The sequence below is a fragment of the Streptomyces sp. NPDC043876 genome, from assembly GCF_056435825.1.
Genome location: NZ_JBWKDV010000002.1, coordinates 224,798 through 245,157, shown reverse-complemented (window position 1 = coordinate 245,157; position 20,360 = coordinate 224,798). Strand labels below are relative to the sequence as shown.

Annotated in this window: 17 protein-coding genes; 14 read left to right on the top strand and 3 right to left on the bottom strand. The window is 71.6% G+C overall.

The features are described from left to right. Positions 1–36 precede the first annotated feature (36 nt). The 10 genes from AC0693_RS06305 (at position 37) to AC0693_RS06260 (ending at position 13,347) form a co-directional block, all read left to right on the top strand. Entirely contained in the window at positions 37–1,653 is a 1,617-nt protein-coding gene (locus AC0693_RS06305; protein WP_469317511.1) for a carboxyl transferase domain-containing protein, read from the top strand. A 23-nt stretch (positions 1,654–1,676) separates the two neighbouring features. Continuing rightward, a complete protein-coding gene (locus AC0693_RS06300; RefSeq protein WP_478801117.1) occupies positions 1,677–3,758 on the top strand; it encodes an acetyl/propionyl/methylcrotonyl-CoA carboxylase subunit alpha in 2,082 nt (693 codons plus the stop codon). A gap of 11 nt (positions 3,759–3,769) precedes the next feature. Next, positions 3,770–4,690 (top strand): hydroxymethylglutaryl-CoA lyase, encoded by a 921-nt coding sequence (locus AC0693_RS06295; protein ID WP_478801353.1) that lies wholly within the window; start codon positions 3,770–3,772, stop codon positions 4,688–4,690. 4 nt (positions 4,691–4,694) lie between these two features. Further along, on the top strand, positions 4,695–5,855 hold the full coding sequence (locus AC0693_RS06290) for an acyl-CoA dehydrogenase family protein (RefSeq protein ID WP_478801116.1): 1,161 nt from the start codon (positions 4,695–4,697) through the stop codon (positions 5,853–5,855). A 174-nt stretch (positions 5,856–6,029) separates the two neighbouring features. Beyond that, on the top strand, positions 6,030–7,067 hold the full coding sequence (locus AC0693_RS06285) for an ABC transporter substrate-binding protein (protein ID WP_478801115.1): 1,038 nt from the start codon (positions 6,030–6,032) through the stop codon (positions 7,065–7,067). Positions 7,068–7,155: 88 nt separating this feature from the next. Next, positions 7,156–8,055 (top strand): siderophore-interacting protein, encoded by a 900-nt coding sequence (locus tag AC0693_RS06280; protein ID WP_478801114.1) that lies wholly within the window; start codon positions 7,156–7,158, stop codon positions 8,053–8,055. A 130-nt stretch (positions 8,056–8,185) separates the two neighbouring features. Then, complete coding sequence (locus AC0693_RS06275; RefSeq protein ID WP_469333378.1) at positions 8,186–9,685, top strand: pyridoxal phosphate-dependent decarboxylase family protein; 1,500 nt, start codon at positions 8,186–8,188, stop codon at positions 9,683–9,685. Further along, positions 9,669–10,988 (top strand): lysine N(6)-hydroxylase/L-ornithine N(5)-oxygenase family protein, encoded by a 1,320-nt coding sequence (locus AC0693_RS06270; protein ID WP_478801113.1) that lies wholly within the window; start codon positions 9,669–9,671, stop codon positions 10,986–10,988. The genes AC0693_RS06275 and AC0693_RS06270 overlap by 17 nt, the downstream gene beginning before the upstream one ends. Then, complete coding sequence (locus AC0693_RS06265) at positions 10,985–11,569, top strand: GNAT family N-acetyltransferase (RefSeq protein ID WP_469333376.1); 585 nt, start codon at positions 10,985–10,987, stop codon at positions 11,567–11,569. Before AC0693_RS06270 ends, AC0693_RS06265 begins: the two co-directional genes overlap by 4 nt. Then, complete coding sequence (locus AC0693_RS06260) at positions 11,566–13,347, top strand: IucA/IucC family protein (protein ID WP_478739466.1); 1,782 nt, start codon at positions 11,566–11,568, stop codon at positions 13,345–13,347. Before AC0693_RS06265 ends, AC0693_RS06260 begins: the two co-directional genes overlap by 4 nt. 67 nt (positions 13,348–13,414) lie before the next feature. Here the strand turns inward: AC0693_RS06260 and AC0693_RS06255 are convergent, their stop codons facing one another. After that, positions 13,415–14,998: a beta-N-acetylhexosaminidase gene (locus tag AC0693_RS06255; protein ID WP_478739468.1), complete on the bottom strand. Its 1,584-nt coding sequence runs from the start codon at positions 14,996–14,998 to the stop codon at positions 13,415–13,417. Positions 14,999–15,050: 52 nt separating this feature from the next. Between AC0693_RS06255 and AC0693_RS06250 the strand changes: the two genes are divergently transcribed. From AC0693_RS06250 to glmS, 3 genes are all read left to right on the top strand, one after another. Next, positions 15,051–15,926 (top strand): DUF4429 domain-containing protein, encoded by an 876-nt coding sequence (locus AC0693_RS06250; protein ID WP_478801112.1) that lies wholly within the window; start codon positions 15,051–15,053, stop codon positions 15,924–15,926. Positions 15,927–16,033: 107 nt separating this feature from the next. Next, positions 16,034–16,309, top strand: a complete 276-nt coding sequence (locus AC0693_RS06245; protein ID WP_356404650.1) for a hypothetical protein — start codon at positions 16,034–16,036, stop codon at positions 16,307–16,309. A 64-nt stretch (positions 16,310–16,373) separates the two neighbouring features. Beyond that, complete coding sequence (gene glmS / locus AC0693_RS06240; RefSeq protein WP_356404648.1) at positions 16,374–18,191, top strand: glutamine--fructose-6-phosphate transaminase (isomerizing); 1,818 nt, start codon at positions 16,374–16,376, stop codon at positions 18,189–18,191. Positions 18,192–18,264: 73 nt separating this feature from the next. Here glmS and AC0693_RS06235 read toward each other — a convergent pair whose 3' ends face one another. After that, the gene (locus AC0693_RS06235) at positions 18,265–18,831 is read right to left on the bottom strand and encodes an acetate uptake transporter (protein ID WP_478801111.1); all 567 of its coding nucleotides are present in this window, start codon (positions 18,829–18,831) and stop codon (positions 18,265–18,267) included. Positions 18,832–19,005: 174 nt separating this feature from the next. Further along, positions 19,006–19,536: a universal stress protein gene (locus tag AC0693_RS06230; protein WP_478739473.1), complete on the bottom strand. Its 531-nt coding sequence runs from the start codon at positions 19,534–19,536 to the stop codon at positions 19,006–19,008. A gap of 432 nt (positions 19,537–19,968) precedes the next feature. Here AC0693_RS06230 and AC0693_RS06225 point away from each other — a divergent pair, with 432 nt between their 5' ends. Then, positions 19,969–20,289, top strand: coding sequence for a hypothetical protein (locus AC0693_RS06225; protein ID WP_478801110.1), 321 nt, complete (start codon positions 19,969–19,971; stop codon positions 20,287–20,289). The last annotated feature ends 71 nt before the right edge of the window (positions 20,290–20,360 follow it).

The window sequence follows — 20,360 nt, the reverse complement described above, 5'->3', positions numbered from 1 at the left end:
GTTAACGCTCATTAACCGAGCAAGGGAGCTCGAGCGATGCAGCAGGCACCAGTGCTGACGACCGCCGCCGATCCGGCGTCCGAGGCCTGGCGGACCAACGAGGCCGCCCACCGCGAGCTGACCGAGGGGCTGCGGGCCCGGCTCGACGCCGCCCGGCTCGGCGGCGGCGAGAAGGCCCGCGCCCGCCACACCGCCCGCGGGAAGCTCCTGCCGCGCGACCGGGTGGACGCCCTCCTGGACCCCGGTTCGCCGTTCCTGGAGCTGGCGCCGCTGGCCGCCGAGGGCATGTACGGGGGCGCCGCCCCGGCCGCCGGGGTGATCGCGGGCATCGGCCGGGTCAGCGGCCGCGAGTGCGTGATCGTGGCGAACGACGCCACCGTCAAGGGCGGCACGTACTACCCGATGACCGTCAAGAAGCACCTGCGCGCCCAGGAGGTCGCGCTGGAGAACCGGCTGCCCTGCCTCTACCTGGTCGACTCCGGAGGCGCCTTCCTGCCCATGCAGGACGAGGTCTTCCCCGACCGCGAGCACTTCGGCCGGATCTTCTACAACCAGGCGCGGATGTCCGGCGCGGGCATCCCGCAGATCGCCGCCGTCCTCGGCTCCTGCACCGCGGGCGGCGCCTACGTCCCGGCGATGAGCGACGAGGCCGTCATCGTGCGCGGCCAGGGCACCATCTTCCTCGGCGGGCCCCCGCTGGTGAAGGCGGCCACCGGAGAGGTCGTCACGGCCGAGGAGCTGGGCGGCGGCGAGGTGCACTCGCGGACCTCCGGGGTCACCGACCACCTGGCCGAGGACGACGCGCACGCGCTGCGGATCGTCCGCAACATCGTGGCCACGCTGCCGGCGAAGGCGGCCCCGCCGTGGTCGGTGGAGGCTCCCGAGGAGCCGAAGGCGGATCCGTACGGCCTGTACGGCGCGGTGCCCGTCGACTCCCGCACGCCCTACGACGCCCGCGAGATCATCGCGCGCCTCGTGGACGGCTCCCGCTTCCAGGAGTTCAAGGCCGAGTTCGGGCAGACCCTGGTCACCGGCTTCGCCCGGATCCACGGCCACCCGGTCGGCATCGTCGCCAACAACGGCATCCTGTTCTCCGAGTCCGCCCAGAAGGGCGCGCACTTCATCGAGCTGTGCGACCAGCGCGGCATCCCGCTGCTCTTCCTCCAGAACATCTCGGGCTTCATGGTCGGCCGGGACTACGAGGCGGGCGGCATCGCCAAGCACGGCGCGAAGATGGTCACCGCCGTGGCCTGCACCCGGGTCCCGAAACTGACCGTGGTCGTGGGCGGTTCGTACGGCGCGGGCAACTACTCCATGTGCGGCCGGGCCTACAGCCCCCGCTTCCTGTGGATGTGGCCCAACGCCAAAATCTCCGTCATGGGCGGCGAGCAGGCCGCCTCCGTGCTGGCCACCGTCAAGCGCGACCAGATCGAGGGCGCCGGCCAGGAGTGGCCCGCCGACGACGAGGACGCCTTCAAGGCCCCGATCCGCGCGCAGTACGAGGAGCAGGGCAACGCCTACTACGCCACCGCGCGGCTGTGGGACGACGGGGTCATCGACCCGCTGGAGACCCGGCAGGTCCTGGGACTCGCCCTGACCGCCTGTGCCAACGCGCCCCTCGCCGACTCGGCTTTCGGCATCTTCCGGATGTGATGTGTGACGTGAGGACCTCTTCGATGTTCAGCACTGTTCTGGTGGCCAACCGGGGCGAGATCGCGGTCCGGGTCATCCGTACGCTGCGGCGCCTCGGCGTGCGCTCGGTCGCCGTGTTCAGCGACGCGGACGCCGACGCGCGCCACGTGCGCGAGGCGGACACGGCCGTCCGGATCGGCCCGGCGGCGGCCGCCGAGAGCTACCTGTCGGTGGAGCGGCTGCTGGATGCCGCCCGCCGCACCGGCGCCGAGGCCGTCCACCCCGGCTACGGCTTCCTCGCGGAGAACGCCGCCTTCGCCGCGGCCTGCGCCGAGGCGGGGCTCGTCTTCATCGGCCCGCCCGCCGGCGCGATCTCCCTGATGGGCGACAAGATCCGCGCCAAGGAGACGGTACGGACGGCAGGCGTCCCGGTCGTCCCCGGCTCCTCGGGCAGCGGGCTCACCGACGCCGAACTGACCGCCGCCTCCCAGGAGATCGGCATGCCGGTCCTCCTCAAGCCCTCGGCGGGCGGCGGCGGCAAGGGCATGCGGCTGGTCCGCGACGAGGCCCTGCTCGGCGAGGAGATCGCGGCCGCGCGGCGCGAGGCGCGGTCCTCCTTCGGCGACGACACCCTGCTCGTGGAGCGCTGGGTCGACCGCCCGCGGCACATCGAGATCCAGGTCCTGGCGGACGCCCACGGCCACGTCGTCCACCTCGGCGAACGCGAGTGCTCCCTCCAGCGGCGCCACCAGAAGGTCGTCGAGGAGGCCCCGAGCGTCCTGCTGACCCCGCGGATCCGGGCCTCGATGGGCGCGGCGGCGGTGGAGGCGGCCCGGTCCTGCGGGTATGTCGGCGCGGGCACCGTGGAGTTCATCGTGCCGGGCGGGGACCCGTCCTCGTACTACTTCATGGAGATGAACACCCGCCTCCAGGTCGAGCACCCGGTCACCGAGCTGGTGACCGGCCTGGACCTGGTGGAGTGGCAGCTGCGGGTCGCCTCCGGCGAGCCCCTCGGCTTCGGCCAGGACGACATCGCCCTCACCGGCCACGCGATCGAGGCCCGCGTCTGCGCCGAGGACCCGGCGCGCGGGTTCCTGCCCTCCGGCGGGACCGTGCTCGCGCTGTCGGAGCCGAACGCGGGCGCGGTGCGCACCGACTCCGGGCTGACGGAGGGCGTCCCGGTCGGCAGCACCTACGACCCGATGCTGTCGAAGGTCATCGCCTACGGGCCGGACCGGGCCAGTGCGCTGCGGACCCTGCGGGCGGCGCTCGCGGACACGGTGATCCTGGGCGTCCAGACCAACACCGGCTTCCTGCGGCGCCTGCTGGCCCACCCGGACGTGGTCTCCGGCGACCTGGACACCGGGCTGGTGGAGCGGGACCTCGCCAAGCTCCTGCCGGAGGGGGTCCCGGCCGAGGTGTACGCGGCGGCCGCACTGCTGGCCGCGCCCGAAGGCGGCCCGGCGGCGCAGGCGTCATGGGTCGACCCCTTCGGCGTCCCCAACGGCTGGCGCCTGGGCGGCACTCCCGCCTGGACGGTCCACCACTTCCGCCTCCCGGGCGCGGACCCGGTCGAAGTCCGCACCCGCCCCTCGGGCCAGGACACGGAACTGCTCCTCGCCGCCGAGCCACTTCCAGCCGCACCGGCACATCCAGCCCCGCCGGCGTTTGAGGCGCGGGGCCCGGGGCGGAGCCCCGGCACACCGGCCGTGGGCCGGACGGTCACGCGCACCGCCACCCACCTCACCCTCGAACTCGACGGCATCACCCACCGCTTCACCCACACCCCCTCCCCGGAGGGGACCTGGCTCGGCCGCGACGGCGACACCTGGCACGTCCAGCGCCACGACCCCGTCACCGCGTCCCTCACCGGCCGCGGCCGCTCCGGCGCCGACACCCTGGCCGCCCCCATGCCCGGCACCGTCACCGTCGTGAAGGTGGCCGTCGGGGACGAGGTGGCCGCGGGCCAGAGCCTCCTGGTCGTGGAGGCGATGAAGATGGAGCACGTCATCTCCGCGCCCCACGCCGGTACCGTCACCGAGCTCGACGTGACCCCCGGCACCACGGTCGCCATGGACCAGATCCTGGCCGTGGTCACCCCCGCCGCAACCGGGGAGGACAAGTGAACGGGCTCCCGATGACCGTCCCCGCAGCCGGCCTCCCGGCCCGGGTCCGCATCCACGAGGTGGGTGCCCGCGACGGCCTGCAGAACGAGAAGACCTCCGTCCCCACCGCGGTGAAGGCGGAGTTCATCCACCGCCTCGCCGCGGCGGGCCTCACGACCATCGAGGCGACCAGCTTCGTCCACCCCAAGTGGGTGCCGCAGCTGGCGGACGCGGAGGACCTCTTCCCGCTGCTGTCCGACGTGCCGGCGGAGCTGCCCGTCCTCGTGCCCAACGAGCGCGGCCTGGACCGGGCGCTGGCCCTGGGCGCGCGGCGGATCGCCGTCTTCGGGTCCGCGACCGAGACCTTCGCCGCCCGCAACCTGAACCGCACCGTCGCGGAGTCCCTGGCCATGTTCGAGCCGGTCGTCGCCCGCGCCAAGGAGGCCGGCGCGCACGTCCGCGGCTACCTCTCCATGTGCTTCGGCGACCCGTGGGAGGGGGCCGTCCCGGTCCGGCAGGTCGTCACGGTCGCCAAGGCCCTGCTCGACCTCGGCTGTGACGAGCTGAGCCTCGGCGACACCATCGGCGTCGCGACCCCCGGCCACGTCGGGGCGCTGCTCACCGCGCTGAACGAGCGGGGCGTGGGCACCGGCCTGATCGGGGTCCACTTCCACGACACCTACGGGCAGGCCCTGTCCAACACCCTGGCCGCGCTCCAGCACGGGGTCGCCGTCGTCGACGCCTCCGCGGGCGGCCTCGGCGGCTGCCCGTACGCCAAGAGCGCCACCGGCAACCTCGCCACCGAGGACCTCGTGTGGATGCTCGACGGCCTCGGCATCGAGACCGGGGTCGATCTGGCCGCCCTCACCGCCACGAGCGTGTGGATGGCCGGACAGCTGGGGCGGCCCAGCCCCTCCCGCACCGTCAAAGCCCTCTCCCACAAGGAGCAGTAGACCCATGCCCCTCGACCACCGGCTCACCCCCGAGCACGAGGAACTCCGCCGCACCGTCGAGGCGTTCGCGCACGACGTGGTCGCCCCGAAGATCGGCGACCTCTACGAGCGGCACGAGTTCCCGTACGAGATCGTCCGCGAGATGGGCCGGATGGGCCTGTTCGGCCTGCCCTTCCCGGAGGAGTACGGCGGCATGGGCGGCGACTACCTCGCGCTCGGCATCGCCCTGGAGGAGCTGGCCCGCGTCGACTCCTCCGTCGCCATCACCCTGGAGGCGGGCGTCTCGCTGGGCGCCATGCCCATCCACCTCTTCGGTACCGAGGAGCAGAAGCGGGAGTGGCTGCCGCGGATGTGCTCCGGCGAGATCCTCGGCGCCTTCGGCCTGACCGAGCCCGACGGCGGTTCGGACGCGGGCGGCACCCGCACCACGGCCGTCCGGGACGGCGACGAGTGGGTGATCAACGGGTCGAAGTGCTTCATCACCAACTCCGGTACGGACATCACCGGTCTGGTGACGGTCACCGCGGTCACCGGCCGCAAGGCGGACGGCCGCCCCGAGATCTCCTCGATCATCGTGCCGTCCGGCACCCCCGGCTTCACGGTCGCGGCGCCGTACTCCAAGGTCGGCTGGAACTCCTCCGACACCCGCGAGCTGTCCTTCGCCGACGTCCGGGTGCCGCTCGCCAACCTGGTGGGCGCGGAGGGCCGGGGCTACGCCCAGTTCCTGCGGATCCTGGACGAGGGCCGGATCGCCATCTCGGCGCTCGCGACGGGCCTGGCCCAGGGCTGTGTGGACGAGTCGGTGAAGTACGCCAAGGAGCGGCACGCCTTCGGCCGCCCGATCGGCGACAACCAGGCGATCCAGTTCAAGCTGGCGGACATGGAGATGCGCGCGCACATGGCGCGCCTCGGCTGGCGGGACGCGGCCTCGCGGCTGGTGCACGGGGAGCCGTTCAAGAAGGAGGCGGCGCTCGCGAAGCTGTACTCCTCGACGGTCGCGGTCGACAACGCCCGCGAGGCCACCCAGATCCACGGCGGGTACGGCTTCATGAACGAGTACCCGGTGGCCCGCATGTGGCGGGACTCCAAGATCCTGGAGATCGGCGAGGGCACCAGCGAGGTGCAGCGCATGCTCATCGCGCGCGAACTGGGCTTCGCCGGCTGAACCGAGGCCCCCGTACATAAAGAAGACCCGGCGTCCGTCGCTCGCGCGGCGGGCGCCGGATCACGTTTCGAGCCGGAAGTTAGGACCCCCTTACCCAGAGGGCATGAGGTTAGGCTAACCTTCGTTGCGAACGGCCGAGAGCGGCCCCTGCAACGCACGAAAGCGGACACCCACATGCCCAAGTCCCGGTCCTCCCTCCTCACCCGCCGCGGTCTGATCGCCGCGGGCGGCGCCCTCGGTCTCGTCGCCGCGCTCACCGCGTGCGGCGGCTCCGACGCGAAAGCGGAGAAGGGCGGGTCGGACGCGGCCGGCGCGAGCGTGGGCGCCTGGACGTTCAAGGACGACCTCGGCAAGGACGTCTCGCTCAAGGCCAAGCCGAAGAACATCGTCGCCTTCACCGGCACGGCCGCCGCGCTGTACGACTACGGCATCCAGGTCAAGGGCGTGTTCGGCCCGACGACCCTGCCGGACGGCAAGCCGGACGTGCAGGCCGGTTCGATGGACGTGAAGAAGGTCGAGATCCTCGGCAACGTCTACGACCAGTTCAACGTGGAGAAGTACGCGGCCCTGCAGCCCGACCTGCTGCTCACCAACACCTGGGACGGCGCGTACTGGTACGTCCCGGAGGCCTCCAAGGACAAGATCCTGAAGCTGGCCCCGGCCGCCGCCATCGCGGTGGGCGGTGACGTCACCCTCACGAAACCGCTGGAGCGGATGGCCGAGCTGGCGAAGTCCCTGGGCGCCGACATGAACGCGAAGAACGTCGTCGACTCCAAGGCCCGCTTCGAGGCGGCCTCCGCCAAGCTGCGCGCGGCGACCAAGGCCAACCCGGGCGTCAAGGTGCTCGTCGGCTCGGGCGCGGAGGAGATGTTCTACGTCTCGACCGCGAAGACCTCCGCCGACCTGAAGTACTTCGAGGAGCTGGGCGTCGAGTTCGTCACCCCCGAGAAGCTGGACGCGGGCGGCTTCTTCGAGAGCCTCAGCTGGGAGAACGCCGGCAAGTACAAGGCCGACGTGATCATGCTCGACAACCGCAGCTCCGCCCTCCAGCCGGAGGCCCTGAAGGCCAAGCCGACCTGGAACGAACTGCCCGCCGTCAAGGCCGGCCAGGTCGTCCCGCGCGTCACCGAGCCGATCTACTCCTACGACAAGGCCGCCAAGCTCGTCGAGGACCTGGCCGCCTCCATCGAGAAGGCCAAGAAGCTCGGCTGAGCCCGGCAGTGGTGGCGGACGCCGCCCGCGCCCGCCACCGCGCCCGCTCCGGCCGCCGCACGCACCGACTCCCAGGGGGACCCTCCGCATGACCGTCACCGCACCGGCCCCGGCCGCCGTCGCCCACTTCCGGTTCTTCGCGCTCGACGTGCTGCGCACCCGGCGCCTCGGCCACTCCTTCCTGCGCGTCACGTTCGGCGGCCCCTCGCTCGCGAACTTCCGTTCCGGCGGCTACGACCAGAGCCTCTCGCTCTTCCTCCCGCCGCCCCACCGGGAGCACACCGTGCTCCCGTCCACGGACGAGGAGACCTGGTTCGGCGCCTGGCGGGCGATGCCAGAGGAGGAACGTCCGGTGATGCGGTCGTACACCGTGCGCGAGCAGCGGCGCACGGAGGAGGGCGTGGACGAGATCGACATCGACTTCGTCCTGCACGGGGACGGGAGCCCCGCCTCCTTCTGGGCGGGCAGGGCGGTTTCCGGCCGCCGGATCCTGGCGATCGGCCCGGCCGTCGCGGAGAACAAGTCCGTCCGCTTCCAGCCGCCCGCGGCCACCGACCTGATCCTGATGTACGCGGATGAGACCGCGCTGCCCGCGGCCGCGGCGATCCTGGACCGGCTCCCGGCCGGCGCCCGGGTCAGGGCCTGGTTCGAGGTGCCGCACGAGGATGACCGGATCGTGCTCCCGACCGCGGCGGACGCGGACATCACCTGGATCGTCCGCACGGAGCCGGGCTCCGGGCGCACCGACCAGGCCCTCCGGGTGCTGAGCGCGGCCGAAGTGCCGCACGCGCAGGCCCCGTACGCGTGGATCGCGGGCGAGGCCGGTACGGTGCGGGCGGTCCGCCGCCACGTCGTGCAGGAACGGCGCGTCGACCGGCGGGCGGTGCGCTTCACCGGGTACTGGCGGCTCGGGACCAGCGAAGAGCAGCTGCTCGCCGAGGCGTACGCGGGCGAGGCACCCAGCGAGGAACCCGACTCCGCGCTGTAGTACGCGACATGGGAGAGGGGCCCCGGCTTTGGCCGGGGCCCCTCTCTATTTGGTGCACGACTTAGGTTAGGCTAACCTAAGCAACGCCAGCCCACTCCCCGCCTCTTCCCCGCCCCGGAGGAACCAGTTGATGCGTCAGCATCTGCTCAACGAGACGACCGCGGACCTCTACCGGCGTTCCGTCACCGAGGGCGTCGCACGCGTGGCCGCCAAGATCGCCACCACGGAACGCCCCCACACCGGCATCTCCGTCGACGCACTCGCCCCGGTCATCAACGGGATCGACCTCGACGAGCCGCTGGGGGACCCGGCCCTCGTCCTGGACGAACTGGAAGAGGTCTACCTGCGCGACGCGGTGTACTTCCACCACCCGCGCTACCTCGGCCACCTCAACTGCCCGGTCGTCATCCCGGCCGTCCTCGGCGAGGCGGTCCTCTCCGCCGTCAACTCCTCGCTCGACACCTGGGACCAGTCCATCGGCGGCACGCTCATCGAGCGCCGCATGATCGACTGGACCGCCCGGCGCATCGGTCTCGGCCCCCGCGCGGACGGCGTCTTCACCTCCGGCGGCAGCCAGTCGAACTTCCACGCGCTGCTCCTGGCCCGGGACGAGGCCTGCCGGACCGTCATGCAGGCCGGCCAGGGCGCCCAGGCCGGCCCCACCAAGGCGCAGGTGCTCCCGAAGCTGCGCATCTTCGCCTCCGAGTGCAGCCACTTCAGCGTCAAGAAGTCGGCCGCCATGCTCGGCCTCGGCTACGAGGCGGTCATCTCCGTCCCCTGCGACGGCAAGCGCCGCATGGACACCTCGGTCCTCGCCCTGGAGCTGGAGGACTGCGTCCGCGAGGGCCTCGTCCCGATGGCGGTCGTCGCCACCGCGGGCACCACCGACTTCGGGTCCATCGACCCGCTCCAGGAGATCGCCGACCTGGCCGCCGAGCACGGCGCGTGGATGCACGTGGACGCCGCCTACGGCTGCGGCCTGCTGGCCTCCCCCACCCGCCGCCACCTCCTCGACGGCATCGAGCGGGCCGACTCGGTCACGGTCGACTACCACAAGTCGTTCTTCCAGCCCGTCTCCTCCAGCGCGGTGCTGGTGCGCGAGCGCGACACCCTGGGGCACGCCACCTACCACGCGGACTACCTCAACCCGCGCCGGATGGCCGAGGAGCGCATCCCCAACCAGGTCGACAAGTCGATCCAGACCACGCGCCGCTTCGACGCGCTCAAGCTCTGGATGACCCTGCGGGTGATGGGCGCGGACGGCATCGGCTCGCTCTTCGACGAGGTCGTCGACCTGGCCGCCGAGGGCTGGAAGCTGATCGCCGCCGACCCCCGCTTCCAGGTCGTCGTCGAACCGCAGCTCTCCACGCTGGTCTTCCGTTACGTCCCCGGCCCGGACGCGGGCGAGTTCCGCGCCGACCTGGTCGACGAGGCCAACCTGCACGCCCGCAAGGCCCTGTTCGCCTCGGGCGAGGCGGTCGTCGCCGGCACCAAGGTGGACGGCGACCAGTACCTCAAGTTCACCCTCCTCAACCCGCAGACCACGACGTCCGACATCGCGGCCGTCCTCGACCTGCTCGCCGCGCACGCCGAGCAGTACCTGGGAGAATCCCTTGTCCACGCCTCGTGACCTCCGTGAACCCCGCGGGCCGCACGATTTCATCGCCATCGGACTCGGTCCCTTCAACCTGGGACTGGCCTGCCTGACGGCGCCGATCGACGAGCTCGACGGCCTGTTCATCGAGTCGAAGCCGCACTTCGAATGGCACGCCGGGATGTTCCTGGACGGCGCGCACCTGCAGACGCCGTTCATGTCGGACCTGGTCACGCTGGCCGACCCCACCTCGCCCTTCTCCTTCCTGAACTACCTGAAGGACAAGGACCGGCTGTATTCCTTCTACATCCGGGAGAACTTCTACCCGCTGCGCGCCGAGTACAACGACTACTGCCGCTGGGCCGCCGACCGGCTCGACAACGTCCTGTACTCCACCTCCGTCACCGAGGTCACCTACGACGAGGCCGCCGGGCTGTACGAGGTCCACACCGACCAGGGCACCGTGCACCGCGCCCGCCACCTGGTCCTCGGCACCGGCACCCCGCCCTTCGTCCCGCAGGCCTGCGCGGACCTGGGCGGCGACTTCACGCACAACTCCGCCTACATGCGCGGCAAGGCGGAGCTGCAGAAGAAGAAGTCGATCACCCTGGTCGGCTCGGGCCAGAGCGCCGCCGAGATCTACTACGACCTCCTCTCGGAGATCGACGTACACGGCTACCGGCTCAACTGGGTCACCCGCTCGCCGCGGTTCTTCCCGCTGGAGTACACCAAGCTGACACTGGAGATGACCTCCCCCGAGTACGTGGACTACTTCCACGCGCTCCCCGAGGACACCCGCTACCGCCTGGAGACCTCGCAGAAGAACCTCTTCAAGGGCATCGACGGCGAGCTGATCAACGCCATCTTCGACCTGCTCTACCAGAAGAAGGTCTCCTCGCCGGGTCCGGTCCCGACCACCCTGCTGACCAACACCTCGCTGAACTCCGCGGCCTACGACACCACCGCGGGCGCGTACACGCTGGGGCTGCGCCAGGAGGAGCAGGAGCGCGACTTCACCCTCGTCACCGAGGGCCTGGTCCTGGCCACCGGCTACAAGTACACCGTGCCGGAGTTCCTCGCCCCGGTCCGCGACCGCCTCAACTTCGACTCCCACGGCCGCCCCGACGCGGCCCGCAACTACAGCATCGACACCACCGGCCGTGGCGTGTTCCTCCAGAACGGGACGGTCCACAACCACTCGATCACCTCGCCCGACCTGGGCATGGCGGCGTACCGCAACGCGTACATCATCGGGGAACTGCTCGGCCGCGAGTACTACAAGGTCGAGAAGTCCATCGCGTTCCAGCAGTTCGCCGCCCCGGAAGGCAGCCTCGCATGAGCACCACCGACGTCTCCTTCACCCGCACCGATCCGGCCCTCGGCACCTTCGCCCTGCGGCCGCTGGACCCCCTCGTCGACGCGGAGACGCTGCACCGCTGGGTCACCGATCCGAAGGCCGCGTTCTGGATGATGCAGGACGCCTCGCTGCCGGACGTCGAGCGCGAGTACATGAGGATCGCCGCGGCCGAGCACCACGACGCGTTCCTCGGCCTGCACGACGGCCGCCCGGCCTTCCTGATGGAGCGCTACGACCCGAGCCGGGTGGAGCTGGCCGGCCTGTACGACGCCCGGCCCGGGGACGTCGGCATGCACTTCCTGGTCGCTCCGAGCGACCGGCCGGTGCACGGCTTCACCCGCGCCGTCATCACCACCGTCATGGCGGCCCTGTTCGCGGACCCCGCCACCGCGCGCGTGGTCGTCGAACCCGACGTCCGCAACACCGCCGTGCACGCCCTCAACGCGGCGGTCGGCTTCGTGCCCGACGGCCCCGTCACCAAGCCGGAGAAGGAAGCCCTGCTGAGCTTCTGCACCCGCGCGCAGTTCGAGGCCGCCACGGCCGCGCAGGGGGCCTCCATATGAACCTCGCCGACGCCGTCTCCCACCTCTCCCCCGCACTGTGGGAGCGCGCCAACCGCGCCCTCGTCCGCAAGGGCCTCGCGGAGTTCTCGCACGAGCGCCTGCTGATCCCCGAACCGCTGGGCGACGACCGCTACGCCGTCCGCAGCGACGACGGGAGCGTGGAGTACCGCTTCACCGCCCGGCGCCGCGCGCTGGACCACTGGGCGGTCGAGGAGTCCTCGGTCAGCCGCCACCGGGACGGCCGCGAACTCCCCCTCGACGCGCTCGACTTCCACATCGAGCTGCGCGAGACGCTCGGACTGAGCCCCGAGGTGCTGCCGGTGTACCTGGAGGAGATCTCCTCCACGCTCGCCGGATCGGCGTTCAAGTACACCAAGGAGCAGGTCCCGGCCGCCGTCCTCGCCACGTCCTCCTTCCAGGACATCGAGACCGGCATGACCGAGGGCCACCCCTGCTTCGTGGCCAACAACGGCCGCCTCGGCTTCGGCGTCGACGAGTTCCGCGCCTACGCCCCGGAGGCCGCGAGCCCCGTCCACCTCGTGTGGGTCGCCGCGCACAAGGACGTCTCCACCTTCACCGCGGGCGCGGGCCTGGACCACGACTCCTTCGTCCGCGCGGAGCTGGGCGAGAAGGCGGTCGAGGGCTTCGCGGCGCGCCTCGCGGAGCTGGGCCTGGACCTCGCGGACTACCACCTGATGCCGGTCCACCCCTGGCAGTGGTGGAACAAGACCTCCGTCACCTTCGCGGCCGAGATCGCGAACCGGCGGCTGGTGCTGCTCGGCGAGGGCGAGGACGCCTACCTCGCCCAGCAGTCGATCCGGACGTTCTTCAACACGAGCGCGCCCGGCAAGCACTACGTCAAGACGGCGATCTCGGTCCTCAACATGGGCTTCATGCGCGGCCTCTCCGCCGCCTACATGGAGGCCACCCCGGCCATCAACGACTGGCTGCACCAGCTGATCCAGAGCGACGAGACGCTGCGCTCGGTCGACTTCTCGATCATCCGCGAGCGGGCGGCCATCGGCTACCACCACCGCCAGTACGAGCGCGCCACCGACCGGTACTCCCCGTACCGCAAGATGCTGGCCGCGCTGTGGCGCGAGTCCCCGGTGGAGTCCCTGCGCGACGGGGAGCGCCTGGCCACCATGGCCTCGCTGCTGCACGTCGACTCCGAAGGGCGGTCCTTCGTGGGCGCCCTGATCGAGGAGTCCGGGCTGAGCCCCGCCGAGTGGCTGCGCTCCTACCTGCGCGCCTACCTGGTGCCACTGCTGCACTGCTTCTACCAGTACGACCTCGCCTACATGCCGCACGGCGAGAACACCATCCTCGTCATCGAGGGCGGCGTGGTGAAGCGGGCGGTCTTCAAGGACATCGCCGAGGAGATCGTGGTCATGGACCCGGACGCGGTGCTGCCGCCCGCGGTCGAGCGGGTCCGGGCGGACATCCCGGAGGACATGAAGCTGCTGTCGATCTTCACGGACGTCTTCGACTGCTTCTTCCGCTTCCTGGGCTCCATCCTGGAAGAGGAGGGCATCTGCGAGGAGGCCGTCTTCTGGCGGGCGGTCGCCGAGTGCGGGCACGCCTACCAGGAGTCGATGCCGCAGCTCGCGGAGCGCTTCGAGCGCTACGACCTCTTCGCCGAGGAGTTCCAGCTGTCCTGCCTGAACCGGCTCCAGCTGCGCAACAACAAGCAGATGGTCGACCTGGCCGACCCGGCCGCCGCACTCCAGCTGGTCGGCACCCTCAAGAACCCCGTCGCGCCCTTCGCTCGGCGGTGACCGCGGGCCGGGCGCGCCGTGCGATACGGTCCCTCGCACGGCGCGCCCGGCCTCCCCGGCCCCCGGATCACGACCAGGGGACGTCCGGAGCCCGGTAGAACGTCACGCCCTGCTCGTCCAGCCGCGGCCCCTGGTCCGCCAGCCGCCGCGCGTACCCCGTCCAGCCGTGCGCCGTCTTCGGTGCCCAGCCCAGCTCCGCGAGCCCCAGCACCCGCGGGAAGGCCATGAACTCCAGGTCGGCCCGGGTCCCGATGGTCTCGGTCCACAGCGGGGCCTCCACCCCCAGCACCGCGGACTCCGGGACGCCGGCCCCGCTCAGGTAGGTCCCCGGGTCCCAGTCGTAGGCCCGGCGCACCGGCACGTACCCGGCCCAGGTCAGCCCGGGCCCCGTCGTCGCGTCGTACTTCATGTCGAGGTAGAGCCGGTCCGCCGGGGACAGGATCAGCGGGTGCCCGTTCTTCGCGGCGTCCGCCACCTTCCCCTTCTCGGTGGCCGAGGTGGACGCCGTCCCCCAGTACTGGAGCACCGCCCCGTCCGCCGGGCGGGCCCCCGCGAGCTGGTGCCAGGCCACGGCGGTCTTCCCGTACCGGGCCACCGACTCCTGCGCCCGGTCCATGAACGCCGCGTAGTCCTCGGCGGTGGTGCTGTGCGCCTCGTCCCCGCCGATGTGCAGGTACCGGCCGGGGGTCAGCTCCGCCAGCTCGCCGAGCACGTCGTCGATGAACCGGTACGTCACCTCCTTGCGCACGCACAGGGAGCTGAAGCCGACCTTGATCCCGGTGTAGCGCGCGGGTGCCTTGCCGTCGCAGTTCAGCTCCGCGTAGGAAGCCAGCGCCGCGTTGGTGTGCCCCGGCATGTCGATCTCGGGCACCACCTCGACGTGCCGCTCCCGCGCGTACTCCACCAGCGAGCGGTACTCCTCCTTGCTCCACGCCCCGCCGGGCCCGGCGCCGACCTCGCCGGCGCCCCCGTACGTCGCCAGCCGCGGCCACGCGTCGACGGCGAGCCGCCAGCCCTGGTCGTCGCTCAGGTGCACGTGCAGCGTGTTGACCTTGTACTGGGCGAGCTGGTCGACGTACCGCTTTGCCTGGCCGACCGGGAAGTAGTGGCGGGCGATGTCCAGCATGACGCCCCGGTAGGCGAAGCGCGGCCGGTCGGTGATCGTGCCGCCCTGGACGAGCCCGCCGCCCGCCGCGGGGACCAGCTGGCGCAGGGTTTGCACCGCGTAGAAGAGGCCGGCCGGGGTACGGGCGGTCAGGGTCACGGCGCCGGGGCCGGAGGTCAGCTCGTACCCCTCCGCCCCCAGTTGCGCGGCCCCCTCGTCGATCCGCAGCAGGATCCCCTCCCGCTCGTCGCTGTCCACCACCAGCAACGACAGGCCGCTGGTGGCGCGCAGCTGCTCGGCGAGCCGGTCGGCGGCCTCCCGGGTGTCCGGCGAGGAGGGATCGGCGCGGATCACCGTGCCCGGACCGAGGGGGTAGCCGGTGCCCGGGGCGGCCGCCACGGCCCGTTCGGGCGCCGGGAGCAGCCGCTGGAAGGCGGGCAGCACGGGCGCCGGGGCCCCCGGTTTCGCGTCGTCGCCCTGGGCCGCGGAGCAGGAGACCGCCGCCATGAGGACCAGCAGGGCGGCGAAGGTGCGCGGGACTCTCATGAGCCCAGGTATAGGCCAGGAACGGCCGTGCGCACGGTGCGAGAATCCGGGCATGGCGGAAATCATCCAGAAGGATGGCAATTGGAGCTTCGACGGGGACGCGGTGCGCATCGTGCCGGGCCACGACAAGGGGGTGGGGCTGCTGCGGCAGACCCTCGGTGAGGTGGCCGTGCCGCTGGGGGCACTGGCGGGGATCTCCTACGAACCGGGGCGCAAGGCGGGGCGGTTGCGGCTGCGGCTGCGGGACGGGGCCGATCCCCTGCTCCAGGTGGCGGGCGGGCGGCTGCCGGAGGCCTCGGACCCGTACGTGCTGACGGTGGCGGACCGCGCGGGCGTCGCGGAGTACTTCGTGGACGAGGTGCGGCGCGCGCTGCTGCTGGACGGGGTGGACGCAGGGCCCGTGACCGGCTACCTGCTGCCGGGGCCCGCGGTGCCGCTCTCGGTGAGCGCGGGGGACGGATCGGTGTCCTTCGACGGGGACCGGATCGCGCTGGACTGGAACTGGAAGACCGAGGAGTCCAAGAGGTCCGCGGGCCCGCGGGACTTCCGGGCGGCCGACCTGCGGTCGGTGGAGTGGTTCCCCGCGGCGGGGATCGAGAACGGCTACCTCCGTTTCGCCCTGACGGGCGCGCCGCCCGCTCCCGCGCCGAAGTACGACCCGTACGCCGTGGAGCTGTTCGGCTTCAAGAAGGACCCGCTGATGGCTCTGGTGGCGGCGGCCGTGCTGGCGCGGATGCCGCACCCGGCGGCCCCGCGGGACGCCGTTCCGCCGGCCCGGGCCGAGGAGCCGTCGGCCGGGCAGACCACGGCGGCGGACCACGACGCCCTGCTGCGGCGGCTGCGCGAGCTGGCGGACCTGCATCGGGTGGGGGTGCTCACGGAGGAGGAGTTCTCGGTCGCGAAGCAGGCCGTTTTGCGTCGTTTCTGACCGACCAGGGCCGGATTATTCGCTTCCGTTGGTCCGTACCAGCTGAATCCTGCCCGATTCCGGGCAGGATTTTTGCGTTCCGATCGATCTGCGGTCAATATCTACGGGTGCCCGATCGCCGCCCGTCGCATGACGACCTCGTCGACCACCTGGTGCGCAGCACCGCGCTCCCCCGCGGCGAAGCCGCCCGGGTGGTGCTCGACGTCCTCGCGTACTTCGACGAGACGGCCGAGGAATTCGTCCGGCGCCGCCACCGCGAGCTGCAGTCCGGCGGCGCGGTGAACGCGGAGATCTTCGAGCGCATCGCGGCCGAGCTGCCGCACCGCGCCGTGGCGCCGCCGGAGCTGTCGCTGCGGCAGCTGCGCCGCATCGTCTACGGCTGAACCGGCCGGGCGGCCAGGGGCCGCCGCGGGCACACACACCGAACTTCAGGAGGGGCAGAACCGTATGTGCGGAATTGTGGGTTACATCGGCAAGCGTGACGTGGCACCGCTGCTGCTGGAGGGACTCCAGCGACTGGAGTACCGCGGCTACGACTCGGCCGGCATGGTCGTGAACACCCCCAAGTCCGGCGCCCTGAAGATGGTCAAGGCCAAGGGCCGGGTCCGCGACCTGGAGGCGAAGGTCCCCAAGCGCTTCACGGGCACCACCGGCATCGCCCACACCCGCTGGGCCACCCACGGCGCCCCGAGCGACCACAACTCCCACCCGCACCTGGACCCCGAGAACAAGGTCGCCGTCGTCCACAACGGCATCGTCGACAACGCCTCCGAGCTGCGCGCCAAGCTGGAGGCCGACGGGGTCGTCTTCGCCTCCGAGACCGACACCGAGGTGATCGTCCACCTCATCGCCCGCGCCCAGGCGGACACCCTGGAGGAGAAGGTCCGCGAGGCGCTCAAGGTCATCGAGGGCACCTACGGCATCGCCGTGATGCACGCCGACTTCGCCGACCGCATCGTCGTCGCCCGCAACGGCTCGCCCGTCATCCTCGGCATCGGCGAGAAGGAGATGCTCGTCGCCTCCGACGTCGCCGCGCTGATCGCCCACACCCGCCAGGTCGTCACCCTCAACGACGGCGAGATGGCCACCCTGAAGGCCGACGACTTCCGCACCTACACCACCAGCGGAACGACGACCACCGCCACCCCGGAGACCGTGGAGTGGGAGGCCGCCTCCTACGACATGGGCGGCCACGACACCTACATGCACAAGGAGATCTCCGAGCAGCCCGACGCGGTCGACCGCGTGCTGCGCGGCCGGATCGACGACCGCTTCTCCACCGTGCACCTGGGCGGCCTGAACCTGGACCCGCGCGACGCGCGCGGCATCCGCCGGGTCAAGATCCTGGGCTGCGGCACCTCGTACCACGCCGGTCTGATCGGCGCGGGCCTCATCGAGAGCCTGGCCCGGATCCCGGCCGACGCCGAGCCGGCGTCCGAGTTCCGCTACCGCAACCCGGTGGTGGACCCCGACACCCTCTACATCGCGGTGTCGCAGTCCGGTGAGACGTACGACGTGCTCGCGGCGGTGCAGGAGCTCAAGCGCAAGGGCGCCCGCGTCCTCGGCGTGGTCAACGTGGTCGGCTCGGCCATCGCCCGCGAGGCCGACGGCGGCGTGTACGTGCACGCGGGCCCCGAGGTCTGCGTGGTGTCCACCAAGTGCTTCACCAACACGGTGGTCGCCTTCGCGCTGCTCGCCGTCCACCTCGGCCGCATCCGCGACCTGTCCGTCACCGACGGCAAGCGGATCATCGAGGGCCTGCGCAGGCTGCCCGCCCAGATCCAGGAGATCCTGGAGGGCGAAGAGGACATCAAGGCGCTGGCCGCCGAGTACGCCGAGGCCAAGTCGATGATGTTCATCGGCCGGGTGCGCGGTTACCCGGTCGCGCTGGAGGCCTCGCTCAAGCTCAAGGAGATCTCCTACATCCACGCCGAGGCCTACCCGGCCTCCGAGCTCAAGCACGGCCCGCTCGCCCTGATCGAGCCCGCGATGCCCACGGTCGCGATCGTGCCGGACGACGACCTGCTGGAGAAGAACCGCGCGGCCCTGGAGGAGATCAAGGCCCGCAGCGGCCGGATCCTTGCGGTGGCCCACCGCGCGCAGGAAAAGGCCGACCACACCATTGTGGTGCCGAAGAACGAGGACGAGCTGGACCCGATCCTGATGGGCATCCCGCTCCAGCTGCTCGCCTACCACACGGCGCTGTCCCTGGGCCGGGACATCGACAAGCCGCGCAACCTGGCCAAGTCGGTCACCGTCGAATAGCCGTCCCGCCCCCGGGCGGCGAACCGCCCCTCGTGCGTCCCGCGCACGAGGGGCGGCCGCGTTCCGCCCGCGGTCAGCTCGCGGGGACGGCCCCGCGCGAGCGCCTGCCGACCGCCGTCGGCCACTTGGCGAGCGCGGCGGTGGCCCCGTACCAGCCCAGCAGTCCGGCGACCGCCGCGACCCAGCCCGCCACCTTGGCCAGCGAGCCGCTGCCCGCGAAGGCGGATATGGCGAGCAGCACCAGCGAGAGGCACAGCAGGCCGTACAGGCCCTGGCCGAACAGACCGCTCGCCGCGCCCACGGCGAGGCTCAGCGCTAGCAGGGCGAAGAGCACCAGAAACGTTCCGCCCGCGTGCGCGGACACCTTGTCTCCGGCCCCACTGGCCCAGGTGAACCAGAAGGCGCCGAGGCCGGCGAACGCCGTGCCGTTGAAGCCGTTGCCGCCGCGGAATTCGAGGATTCCGCAGACGAACAGGGCGAGACCGCCGATGTACAGGGCGAGCGAGACGGAATCGGCGGCCGACACTCCGCTGATGATGCCGGTGTGGCCGATTCCGAACGCGAGAAGGGTCAGACCCAGGGCCAGGTGCCCCAGGGTCGACGTCGTGGCCGTGCTTCCCGCAGAGACGTCATTGTCCACGGCGGGCTCCCTTCGATCTGCAGTTTTGTGCTGGGTCCCAGCGGCTTTTATGTACCCTTCACAACCGCTCATTCCACCATTCAGCGGGTCACGGCTGGGTCACGGGACGCGTGACCGGGCGATCACAGGCAGTGACGGAGTGCGGGTCGCGGGGGCGGCGTTCGGGAGCCCGGATCAGGGAATGACGACGACCGGCCGCTGGGCCCGCTTCGCGAGACGGCCGGCCACCGAACCGAAGAGGCGCCCGACGAAGCCCTGGGTGGAGCCGACCACGATCGCGTCGGCCGCGTACTCGCGGCCGACCTCCTCCAGCTCGTGGCAGATGTCGCCGCCCCGCTCCACCAGGATCCACGGAACCTCGGCCAGATAGTCGGCGCAGGCGAGTTCCAGCCCCAGCACCTCGGTGCGGTGGTCCGGGACGTCCACGAAGACCGGCGGCTCACAGCCCGCCCACACCGTGGTGGGCAGCCGGTTGGCCACATGGACGATGATCAGACCGGAGCCGGAGCGGCGGGCCATCCCGATCGCGTAGGCGAGCGCGCGTTCGCTGGACATCGAGCCGTCGAATCCCACCACGACCCCGTGCCGGAAGGCCGGGTCGCAGGCGAGACGCGTCTGTTCCACCGCGCGCAGGTCCGCCGACGCGGAGTCGGCGAGGGACTTGCGCTTGCGGTCCGCGGGTTCGGAGAATTCGTGACCGGCCATGGGCGTCTCGGCGAAGGTCCTCGGGATCAGGGTCGCGCGGAATCGGCGACTCAGGGTGACGGGGGTCTGTCCGGGAAACCATCTTCCCGAGCCCTTACCCCCAGGGTACGGCGACACTCCTGCCGTGCACAGGGCTTGGCGCCCCTTGCCGCCCTTGGAGAGCGTCGAAGGGAGCATGCCGGAGCGCGGGCCGCTTGGCAATGGCCGCTGTCCCCTACAGGCAGTGACGAGCCACCCCTGCGCGCAGTGACCGAGCCCCGCCGCGCGGCGTTGGACAAGGGTCCGACCGTCCAGGAAGAGCGCAGGGAGTACGCCGTGCCCGGTCATCCGGTCCACCCCGTCCAGCCAGCTCCGCCGACCCCGCCTGCTCCACCCCTCCCCTCTTCACGCGCCTCCCTCGCCCCGTCCCGCCGCCGCTGCTTTCACTCGTCCGTGCTCCCCGCCCGGGAGGCCGGCGCCGATCCGGCGGGTGACGTGGTGCGCTGGGCCGCCTTCAGCTGCCTGCTCGTCCCCGTGGTCCTCGTCGTCTACGGGACCTCCTTCGGCGGGGCCGCGGTCGCGACCCTGGGCCTGGTGGCCGTCACGGCGGTGTGCCGGGTGATGCTGCGCCAGTCGGAGAAGACCCTGCGGGCCGCCGCGCGGGTTCCGGTGGCCCTGCCTCCGGGCTCCGCGCCCCGCGGCCGGCACTCCCGCCCGGGGGCCGGAACCCACCGCGGCTGCCACGGGTCCGGCGGGATTTCCCCCCACGAATGACTGATTCGCACACGCGCGCCCGCACGTTTTCAGCCAACTTCACTTCCGGACCCCGCCCTTGCCGGAACGTC